The organism is Exiguobacterium sp. UBA6282, assembly GCF_002440475.1.
Classification (GTDB): Bacteria; Bacillota; Bacilli; order Exiguobacteriales; family Exiguobacteriaceae; genus Exiguobacterium_A.
In genome coordinates this window covers 21,628-31,433 of record NZ_DJUM01000006.1, presented here as the reverse complement: position 1 = coordinate 31,433, position 9,806 = coordinate 21,628, and the positions used below count along the sequence as shown (strand labels likewise).

Below are 9,806 nucleotides of genomic sequence, written 5' to 3'. Positions count from 1 at the left end.
ATATACCCAGATTACGGTAAAACAATCTAATGTATTATTACACACAAGACCCCCGAGAAGAATCCTCTCAGGGGTCTTGTATTTATTCTGTTGCAGCGCTATGGTCGGCGACGATCGCATATTCCGTGACGGTATTCGACGTCACGAGCGGTTTGACTTCGGACGTTCCGTTATCTCGTTTATGGTGAACCCCTTTATACGCTTGACTCTCCTGCCATGCATGAAACGCCGCTTGATTCGACCATGTCGTCATGATCGTGACGATGTCTTCTTCTTCCTGACTAATATCGACGAGGACTTGCATCCGGTGGAACCCCTCCATCCGTTCGATTCCCTTCGTCGTCTTAAAACGCGCTGCGACTTGATCTGCTGCGCCCTTCACGACGTGTAGCTGATTCATGACGATCCACATGTTCTTTTCCCCCTTTTTTCGTCTTCAGTATACTAAAAGTCACGGGTCATAGAAAACGCAGATGCGTTTTCGCTTAATGACGTCAAGCGTTGGATCGTCTCTTTTCCATCCATACGCGTCGCGATCATTTCGAAGTAGAGCGAATGCGGGAAGGCATCCGGTAACGGTTGTATGGTATGGAAACGTTCCTGACCCGCGACGGTTAACGAGCGCTGCATCGGACGTAATGGTACTTCCCCATCAGCCGTCATCTTATACGGCTCGAACCGAATCGTTTTCATTTGTTTTGAGCCATTCATGCCGTAGGCGACGAGATACCGACCTTCCGGTGTCGCAAGTAACCGTCCCTCGAACCAATCCGCCTCCGTCGTCTGCTTGGCACGAATGATTCGATCGATCCGTTGTGCCTCATCATTTTGTTGCAGGAGCAGAAACAAGCGATCATGTTTTGCTTCAATATATGCGACGGCATAATGTTCAGACAATCGTTCGACGAAGTAGACATCACGCGCTTCGATCGATGTGTTCGTCATCTGTTTATACAACTTTGTGACCGTTTTTGCAGTGAAGGAAGGGGTCTCTGGACGCTGGTACATTCCCGTCAATGCTCCGAGTACTAATCCAATAACTAAAATAAAAAGAAGTTGGCGTTTCATCGGTCGACCTGCTTGACGAGCAGGTGATAGCTAGCACCCGGAGGATAATCATCGATTCGCCCGACTTCGATGAATCCCTTTCGTTCATAAAACGAGAGCGCTTGAAATGAAAAGGTCTCGACACGGATTCGGTCGATTCCTGCTTCTCGTGCCCATGTTTCCAATCGATGAAATAACGTCGTGCCGAGTCCACTTCCCCGCTCCTCCTTGACGACAAAGAACCATTCAATATGTAACCAGCCCCAATACGCATCTCCTGTGATGCCACCGATCGGTTGATCGTTTCGCTTCGCAAGCAGAGTGACGGCTTGTGTTCCATTTGACCGTTTTATGGCATGAAACGGCGAAGTCTCGACGTTATAGCGTCGCACCTGTTGTCTGATCCAATCTTGTCCGTCTTCATTTTCATTGAGTTGAAATTGCAGCATATCCGGACTCCTTTCTTGCTATAGTAGTAGTGGAGGTGAATACGATGGAACCTACATTCCAAATTGATTGTACAAATTGTTTTGGTTTATGTTGTACGGCACTCGCTTTTTCAAAATCCAGTGATTTCGGTCATGATAAACCGGAAGCGACACCGTGTCGCAATCTTGACGCGGATTACAGCTGCCGCATCCATGACCGGTTACGCGATAGCGGCTACAAAGGCTGTACCGTCTATGATTGTTTTGGTGCCGGGCAACATTTGTCACAGCGGACGTTCCAAGGCGATGATGCACCAAACCGACGCCAAGCGATTTATGCTGCCTTCCCGAAGATGGTTCACTTGTTTGAGATGATGTGGTACGTAACGGACGGAAAACGTGATGTCACGCGTGACATGCACAATCAACTCGATGAGATGCTTGCCGCATTGTCCCGATACGCTGCCTTACCGGCGGATCAATTTGCACGGCTTGACCTGATGTCAATCCGTCAAACCGTCCGACCCCTCCTTGAAATGATCGCTTCTCGTGTTCAAGTTCAGTATAGCGGAAGACGCGACCAGACACCACGCGACTGGGTCGGAAAACAGCTACAAGGACGAGATTTTTCAGGTGCCAGCGTTCAGAACCAGTGGTTGCTGGCGACGAACTTGTCGAATAGCCGTTTGTGCGGTGTCAACTTTCTCGGGGCTGATCTGCGAGATTGTAACGTCAAAGACGCCGATTTGACAGACGCGCTCTTTTTGACACAAGCACAAATCAATGCCGCGATCGGCAACGCGGCGACACAGTTACCGCCGCGTTTGCTCCGTCCGTCCCATTGGCGTTAAACAGAAGCGAACGATAAAGAGACACGTTTTCGGATCATCGACCGAAAACGTGTCTCTTTTTGTATGCTTGTTATCTTTTGCCGAGCATAAAGCCGTCAAAATAACGCCCGCCAAACGGTGTGAGATAATCGTCGACTAACGCGATGACGACTCGGCGGTCATTCGACTGATAATATAACTCAAAAGCCATTGTGTGTCGACTGGCATACTCTTCGTCAAACTCTGCAAGAGCGCGGATCGACCATTTTCCTTGTCCGATGTAGCATTGATTGGCACGAAGGACGAACTCGATGCTCTGTTCATATAAACGTGACGCAATCGCTAGACCTTCTGCGCGGTTCGTCACACTCTCGAAGTCGTCGAGCAAGTCACTTAAAAAATAACGCGCGCGTTGTTGCTCCGGATTCGACCACGCAACAGGTCCATCCGCCAATTGTTGAACGGCTTCCTTGCGGATAGAGACAAGGTGTGGATGATCCTCGATCGTCCAGCTGTCAGCAATCATGCGTTGCAAGGACGGGCGACCACGTTCCCGGTCGCTATCGAAAAAATGCGCGATCGTCTCAAAGGAATGGACGAATGCTTCGATCGGGACACCGTCATAGGTAAACGATTCCCGATATGCCTGCCGTCGCCTTGCTTCAAAGATGATTAAATCGACATCTGATTGTACGGTCGCTTGTCCTCGCGTATGACTACCGGCAAGTAAGACGGCACAATGATCCGGATAACGTGACGCGACGAGCGGCATGATCCAATCACACCACTCCATGCGTGTCCACTTAGTCTTCAACTTGTTCACCAATCCCGGAGAAGACGGCTAGTTCGTCACCCGGTACGGCAACGATCGTCGCGTCGGCTCGGTGTGGCGCGAGACCGATATCGATCGCCCACGATTCGTAATATGTATCCGATCCATTCAGGACGAGCGTTTGTCCGTTACTGAAGGTCAAGAATAAATGTGGTGCCGTCTTGCCGATCCGGACACCCGTGATCCGTTCCGCGTGCAATGAGACGATCAAGTGTAGCATCTCTTCCTTTGTCGCATGGCGAACGACCCAATTCTGTGTCGTCTCGACATCACCATAAAATAGACGGTCCGTCTCGATCCGAAGTCGCAGTTCAGGCGCTGTCGTATCGAACAAATTGATGAATTCGAGCGTGACGTAGCCTGCGACATGAACCGTCGCCAATTGTGTTCCGATGAAATAGGTCGTCAAAAGCTGACGGGCGAGTTGATGATCTTCTTTGTTCATGATGAGCACCTCATTTAAAAAGAATGAATGGTATAAGGATGAGTCCGAGAAACTTACTTCCACTCAATTTACCACAAATTAGTCGATCCGAACATGAGAAGAAAGGCATGTTTTCGGTTTTCTACGGCACGAAGGTGAGAATACGGTATACTGATGAGGAACTGACGTCGATCGTGATCGACAGAGAGGAGCTCCATTTATGCAATATTTCTATATGAGACCCTATCCGGATGATCCAAAGTGTTCTGCGCAGCAAGTGGAAGCGGATCGGATCGATGTACCGACACGTATCATCGAAACGCATGATTCGGCCAAACGCCGGACGGAACTTGAACAGATGCTTGAGGCGCTGCAAGCGGGAGACGAAGTCATCGTCACGCATCTCTACGTCCTAGCAGACTCGACGCGACACTTGATTGAGATGCTCGAACAAATGGAGACACGTGGCGCGACACTGTGGTCGCTCCGCGAACACATTCGCACGAGCGAACGGACATCTTTGTCGTTTCTTGAAACGGTCCGCCACCTGGTCCAGTTGCAAAGTGATGTCATCAGCATGTCAACGCGTGCCGGACTCTCAAAAGCAAAAGAGCAAGGAAAACAGACCGGTCGACCGCGGAAACCCGATGAAAATGTCCGCCGCGCGATTGCGATGTATCAAAGCAAAGAGTATTCGCTCGCTGATATCCGAGAACAGACCGGTATTAGTAAAAGTACGTTATACCGATATCTCGAAAGCGAGACGATCGATGCAACGGATAAAGGCTGACTCCATTGTGGAATCAGCCTTTTTTGTCAGCTATTTTGCTTTAATGTGTTGCCGAGCCATTTTTGGAGGGCTTTACCGCCTTCATAGAACGAACAATCCCGTAATTCATACGTATGACCGCCTTGTTCAATCAAGTCGAGGAACGTATTCCCGACGTCCCGGTTTTCCCATTTCCGCTGATCCGTCAAATACTTGAAGCCAAAGTTACACTCGACGTTGAAGATGATGTGGAAGGGTTCCTTGAAAGATTGTACGGCGCGGATCATCTCGATCAAAATCATTCGTTTTGGTGACGACGCTTCGAACGTATCGAACAGTGTCGTCCGGCGTCCGTGAAACTCGATGACACGGATTGCGCGTCCGGTATCAGCTTTAAAGTCATAACTCGTCCGAATCGAGACGATGATTTCACGTTGGTCTGGTTGTACTGGCATGGTGTATCGCTTCCTTTCTCTCGGTCGATTATAGCATGGACCTGTTCAATTTTAATAGATGTCAACGACTCGGTCTCAAGAAGGATTGTCGTAACCTAAAATTTGTCTTATACTAAAATTACCAAATACATAAAGGAGCGTTTTCGTGAAACATCTATTTTCGATACTCCTCTCGGCGAGCCTCTTGTTCACGGGTTGCTACTGCACTCTCGACGAACGAACGGACGAGCCACACTTCAAATCACGTGCCCGCTCCATCTCCTCGTATCATACTTTCGATATCGAATACGCGAAAGGACTACGCAAGGAACAAGTCTCAAACCGTACGGTTACCGTGACGGATTCAAATGGTGAGCGGATGCAAACGGAGATTGAAGTCCTAGACGGCAAAGAAATCCGAATCAAACCACCGCGTACTGGATATAAAAAAGGACGTCGCTACATCATCCACATTCGGGATTCAATCGACGCTCGGAAAGAAGTACATACGAATACGATTCGGGAACGAACCTTCACTGTCGACCGCTGACAGCCAAGGTTCGTTTTTATTTAGAGCGAGCTGGAAAAATGGTATAACTCATCGAGATGACGCCATCGATCACAAGAACGAGTCCCCACAGTTGTAACGTCCGCAAGAGGCTTTCGGTTTGTTCGGTATTTCCGAGCCAGAGAATCATTGCTCCGAGTAAGGCACCACCAATCAAGAATGCCAGGATGTGCTGATAGAATCCGTTGCGTTCCCGTCGCGCACGCGATATGCGTTCTTTTGCTACTTGTTCCCTGAGGATCACCCGGCGATACACCCCATCCGCCCAAGCAATCAGCTGCTTCCCAAATGCGAGCGATACGCCGATGTAAATCGCAGCAAGTCCGTGTGCAAGCGTTGCTGTGCTACCGCGACTTAAGTCAAACACTGTTAAGACCAGTAAGACGATATCAATCACGGGTGACATCGCCATCAATCGAAAACCAAGCTTCTCTCGTCTGAATCCATAACGCACGATCAGTCCTGCGACGATGAATACCCAAAATAGAATTTCACAACAAACGATTGCCCAAGCGACGAGTTGCATCGTGATCCTCTCCTTTTTAATACGACTGTATTATAAAGATAACATCACATTCGTCACTTGACTAGTCTTTTTAATACATTCGTGCTAAAAAAGCTGATATACTTAATGTATGCCAAAACAAGTCAATCACGAAGAACGAAAACGCCTCATCGCAAAAGCAACGTGGCGTACGATTTCTAATGTCGGTATCGAACAAGCTAGCGTCCGGACGATCGCCAAGGAAGCAGGTCTGTCCCTTGGTGCCTTACGGTATTACTTCACGACCCAAGAAGAATTGCTCCGTTTCTCGATGCAACTCGTTCAAGAACGGGTCCAAGAACGCATTACAACCATTTTCGAGAGAGGAGGAACACCAGAAGAGACGTTATGCAACGTCTTACTCGAAGTCTTGCCGTATGCACCTGAGCATCAGCTTGAGATGCAGGTCTGGTTCCAATTCATGATGTCTGCATATGCGTCTCAATCAACAGAGAATCCAGACGACATTTACCACATGTGTCTGGTATTACTGACACGGATTCCGGACGGTACGTTCCGAGCAGGTATAGACATCGAGCTTGAGAGCGAACGTCTCGCAGCACTCGTTGATGGATTAGCCTTTCATGCGCTGTTTCGACCAGAACGTCTCCCGAAAGAACGATTGCGTCATATCCTTGTCCATCACTTGAATGCCCTATTCGTCCGTCCTTTAGCGCTCGACGACAAATAACCCGAAGTTCCTTCATCTGCATGAGGGAACTTCGGGTTATTCATTGTTTCGCTTCTACGAGGATCAACGATAAAGAGCGGATTAAAAAGAACGTCAGAAATGCTGCCCAGACTCCCTGATTGTCAAGACTTGATGTCGACAGCAGCACAATCGCAAAACCGATCCCTGCTTGAATCATCGAGTTCCGGACTGGAGTCGCCTCGACACGACCAGCAAAGATTCCTTCGTAAATCATCGCCCACCCGGCAATCAGCGGTAGGATGATGATCCAGAGATAATAGTCGCGCGCCGCGTCTAGGATCGCTTCTTCTGAAGTGAACAACTGAAGCAACGGTGTTTCAAGGAATAGGAGCACAAGTGACCAGAACACGACTGAGTAGAATCCGAACGTCCGTGCCAAACGGACACTCGTCCGGTATGCTTCCTGATCTTGGTGCCCTCTCGCCCGACCGACAAGAACGGTTGACGCATGACCGAGTCCACCGAACCAATAAGAGATCAGATACTGAATCTGCAGTAGGATCGCATTGGCTGCAAGGATATCTGGTCCGAATTGTCCTCCCGCTCGTGTAAACCAGCCGGTAACGAGTAACAGGAAAATCGTTCGAATGAATAAATCTCGATTGACACGAAAGAATTGACGGTAGGCGTGCCAATCCGTCAAGGCACGCAGTTCGTCGCGCGTCATCGACAAATGACTCCGAATCAGATAGAGACTGCAGGCGACAATGCTGATTTCCGCGATGACGGTCGCAAGCGCAATTCCAGCAACACCGGTGTTCAATCCGTAGACGAATCCAATATCGAGTACGACGTTGACCCCGATACTGAATAATTGGACGAATAAAGCATGTTTGACTTGTCCCGTTCCGATTAACCAGCCAAGTAACGCATAACCCATCAAGACGAACGGTGCGCCAATCATCCGGTACGAGATGTATGTCTTGACTGCATCCAGCAAGTCAGCGGGTGGCGCAAGTAAATAGAGTCCAATCTGTTCAAGCGGCTGGCGGAATAACAAAATGAGCAAACCGATACAGGCTGCTAGGAACAGCGGTCGGTAGAGCGAAATCCGTAAGGCATGGGCGTCATTCGCGCCGCTTGCCTGAGCACTGAATCCTGTCGTACTGACTTTTAAAAAGCCGAACAACCAGTAGATTGTATTGAAGAAGACGGCACCAACAGCAATGCCACCGATCGCGCGCGGATCACCCGATTGACCGATGACGACCGTATCGGTCACACCAAGCAACGGTGTCGCAATACTTGAGAGAATGAGCGGATAGGCAAGTAACCAAAACGTTTTGTGGTTCGGTTGAGTACTCACCATACTAGTTGGACCTTCATATGTAAGACAAATGATGTAGTAGTTGGTTCAAAAATCATTGGTTCACATCCCTTCAAAGTAATTTTCGAACATACAAGGTATGTAAGCCCTAAGAATACCAAACTCTTTTTCTAAAGACTATGGTTTTAGTAGCATGAACCAATTGTATAGATTAAACTTTATGTCGAATTTAAAATTACAAGAGTGAATTTGGTAAGTGAAATAAATAGTATGATATTTTCCTTATTTGCGATCTTTTCGTATTCTTTTTCTACCTTTATAACAGCATTGCATTGCAGATTGTTTGCCATATTTTTTTGTAAATGCATAAAAAGAAGCCGGACCTAGGGTCTGACTTCTTAAGTCTATTTAAATAGTGTCACTCGTTCATAAGACATCGACGAATTGTTTTGCCTGGCGCTCCAGTTGTTTCGCTGAGTCAGCTAACTGATCGAACTCACTCACCGTATGTTCAAGCTGACCAGTACTGTCCTTTACCTTGCTTGAAATCCGTTCGATACTGTGCGAGACGTCCTCGATTCGCTCAACGATCCCTTCGACATTCTCCTTGATTTCCCCGATCGAATGCGAGACTTTATTCGACAGGTTTCGGACTTCGGTCGCGACGACATCGAATCCACGTCCGTGTTCACCAGCGCGTGCTGCCTCAATTGCCGCATTCAAGGCAAGTAGATTCGTCTGCGCCGCAATTTCACGGATCGTCTTGACGATGTCTGTGATCGAGTTTACATCTTTACGCAAGGCGACAAGACTCGATAAGTTTTGACGGATTCAGCCTCGACTTGTTGAGCGGTCGCAAGGACGTTCAAACCGTCTTGTCGACCACTTTCCGATTTGACCGTCAAGAAGGCTGATGTCTCGTTGAGGTCGGCCGCCATTCGTAAAACGTCCTGCTGGCGAATCGTGATGTCCGATGCAATTTTCGAGACCCCGACGACCCGGCGTCCGTCATCCGAGTAAATTGGCATATATGTCGCTTCGAGCCACTTCTGTTGTCCGTCAGCAGCCCGGCGTTCAATCTTATCCTGATACGTGATGCCTTGCATCAATTTTCGCCAAAACAACTCGTAATCTGGACTATTAACGAAAGCCGGAAAACAGAGATCACGATGGTATTTACCGATTAACTCTTCCACTTCGTACCCCATCGTCCGGGCAAACAACTCATTTACGTATGCGACTTTACGTCGATCGTCAAAACGAATGATGGCTAGATTTTGTTCGATTGCCCGGATGACTTGTGTGTCGGTGACCTGTGTTACTCGCTCATGCATCGACATGCCGATTCCTCCCTGGATTCAAACTGAGGTCATGATTTACCTATTGTCATATTATCCCTTATATCGACAAGTTCCTGCTATTTTAAGGCTCATCACCATAAGGTGTGGTTGACGCATAAAATCCATCAGATTTTGAATTGAACATAGAAAAAAAGCGAAAACCCCGGTATCGTAATTGTTGCCTAGACAAACCACGATTGGAGTTTTCGCTTTGTCCCACGTCAAAGATGCTTCTCTTGTGATTTGACGTTCGTATATGACTACGGTCTCGGGCTCGTCCGTACCTCCACCGAGGTGTTCCGGAAAGGCATCGCAGAACGTTGCCACGGTAGGACGATCTCAGATGTAGCGCGTGAATACGGGTTACCTTACACGACGGTGGAACTATGGTTTTATCGGTACGCCTCAGTAGAGACAGGGAAGCATACGACAGACGTCCTCATCGACGAGTTCGCCACACGAAAAGGACATCACTATGCGACAATCGTCCTCGATGCCGAGAGTGGTCGGCTCCTGTCCATTGTCCCGGAAAGGGACGTCACGGCCATCACGGCTGCACTCCAAGGCATAGCCGGAGACATCCGTTCTGTCGTCAGTGACTTTGCACCGGC

The 9,806-nt window shown here is 48.5% G+C and carries 15 protein-coding genes; 5 read left to right on the top strand and 10 right to left on the bottom strand.

What is annotated here, in order from left to right; all coding sequences use genetic code 11:
- Window positions 1-82 precede the first annotated feature (82 nt).
- The 3 genes from B2751_RS01425 to B2751_RS01415 are packed head-to-tail and all read right to left on the bottom strand — an operon-like array spanning window position 83 to window position 1,496.
- On the bottom strand, window positions 83-412 hold the full coding sequence (locus B2751_RS01425; protein WP_035407890.1) for an antibiotic biosynthesis monooxygenase: 330 nt from the start codon (window positions 410-412) through the stop codon (window positions 83-85).
- Window positions 413-444: 32 nt separating this feature from the next.
- Window positions 445-1,068: a hypothetical protein gene (locus B2751_RS01420; protein WP_290772284.1), complete on the bottom strand. Its 624-nt coding sequence runs from the start codon at window positions 1,066-1,068 to the stop codon at window positions 445-447.
- Entirely contained in the window at window positions 1,065-1,496 is a 432-nt protein-coding gene (locus tag B2751_RS01415) for a GNAT family N-acetyltransferase (RefSeq protein WP_290750498.1), read from the bottom strand. Before B2751_RS01415 ends, B2751_RS01420 begins: the two co-directional genes overlap by 4 nt.
- Before the next feature lie 44 nt (window positions 1,497-1,540).
- Here B2751_RS01415 and B2751_RS01410 point away from each other — a divergent pair, with 44 nt between their 5' ends.
- Entirely contained in the window at window positions 1,541-2,326 is a 786-nt protein-coding gene (locus B2751_RS01410; protein WP_290772282.1) for a pentapeptide repeat-containing protein, read from the top strand.
- A gap of 70 nt (window positions 2,327-2,396) precedes the next feature.
- Here the strand turns inward: B2751_RS01410 and B2751_RS01405 are convergent, their stop codons facing one another.
- Both B2751_RS01405 and B2751_RS01400 read right to left on the bottom strand, forming a co-directional pair.
- Window positions 2,397-3,098, bottom strand: coding sequence for a nucleotidyltransferase domain-containing protein (locus tag B2751_RS01405; protein ID WP_290772279.1), 702 nt, complete (start codon window positions 3,096-3,098; stop codon window positions 2,397-2,399).
- 10 nt (window positions 3,099-3,108) lie between these two features.
- Complete coding sequence (locus tag B2751_RS01400) at window positions 3,109-3,582, bottom strand: hypothetical protein (RefSeq protein WP_035407879.1); 474 nt, start codon at window positions 3,580-3,582, stop codon at window positions 3,109-3,111.
- A 199-nt stretch (window positions 3,583-3,781) separates the two neighbouring features.
- Between B2751_RS01400 and B2751_RS01395 the strand changes: the two genes are divergently transcribed.
- Window positions 3,782-4,351 carry a recombinase family protein gene (locus B2751_RS01395; protein ID WP_290772276.1) on the top strand — a complete coding sequence of 190 codons (570 nt, stop codon included), beginning with the start codon at window positions 3,782-3,784 and terminating at the stop codon, window positions 4,349-4,351.
- Between the two features lie 26 nt (window positions 4,352-4,377).
- Here the strand turns inward: B2751_RS01395 and B2751_RS01390 are convergent, their stop codons facing one another.
- A complete protein-coding gene (locus B2751_RS01390; protein WP_035407875.1) occupies window positions 4,378-4,785 on the bottom strand; it encodes a hypothetical protein in 408 nt (135 codons plus the stop codon).
- A 145-nt stretch (window positions 4,786-4,930) separates the two neighbouring features.
- On the opposite strand from B2751_RS01390, the gene B2751_RS01385 reads away from it, so the two are divergent.
- Window positions 4,931-5,314 (top strand): hypothetical protein, encoded by a 384-nt coding sequence (locus B2751_RS01385; protein ID WP_290758543.1) that lies wholly within the window; start codon window positions 4,931-4,933, stop codon window positions 5,312-5,314.
- Between the two features lie 16 nt (window positions 5,315-5,330).
- Here B2751_RS01385 and B2751_RS01380 read toward each other — a convergent pair whose 3' ends face one another.
- Window positions 5,331-5,858 carry a hypothetical protein gene (locus B2751_RS01380; protein ID WP_290772273.1) on the bottom strand — a complete coding sequence of 176 codons (528 nt, stop codon included), beginning with the start codon at window positions 5,856-5,858 and terminating at the stop codon, window positions 5,331-5,333.
- Between the two features lie 109 nt (window positions 5,859-5,967).
- Between B2751_RS01380 and B2751_RS01375 the strand changes: the two genes are divergently transcribed.
- Window positions 5,968-6,567 carry a TetR/AcrR family transcriptional regulator gene (locus B2751_RS01375; protein WP_290772269.1) on the top strand — a complete coding sequence of 200 codons (600 nt, stop codon included), beginning with the start codon at window positions 5,968-5,970 and terminating at the stop codon, window positions 6,565-6,567.
- Between the two features lie 40 nt (window positions 6,568-6,607).
- Here B2751_RS01375 and B2751_RS01370 read toward each other — a convergent pair whose 3' ends face one another.
- The 3 genes from B2751_RS01370 to B2751_RS01360 form a co-directional block, all read right to left on the bottom strand.
- A complete protein-coding gene (locus B2751_RS01370) occupies window positions 6,608-7,897 on the bottom strand; it encodes an MATE family efflux transporter (protein ID WP_290772266.1) in 1,290 nt (429 codons plus the stop codon).
- Window positions 7,898-8,281: 384 nt separating this feature from the next.
- Window positions 8,282-8,686, bottom strand: a complete 405-nt coding sequence (locus B2751_RS01365) for a methyl-accepting chemotaxis protein (RefSeq protein ID WP_396210754.1) — start codon at window positions 8,684-8,686, stop codon at window positions 8,282-8,284.
- Window positions 8,641-9,195, bottom strand: coding sequence for a PAS domain-containing protein (locus tag B2751_RS01360; protein ID WP_290772260.1), 555 nt, complete (start codon window positions 9,193-9,195; stop codon window positions 8,641-8,643). The genes B2751_RS01365 and B2751_RS01360 overlap by 46 nt, the downstream gene beginning before the upstream one ends.
- A 243-nt stretch (window positions 9,196-9,438) precedes the next feature.
- Here B2751_RS01360 and B2751_RS01355 point away from each other — a divergent pair.
- The coding region (locus tag B2751_RS01355; protein ID WP_290772257.1) for a transposase at window positions 9,439-9,806 on the top strand (368 nt) is incomplete at its 3' end.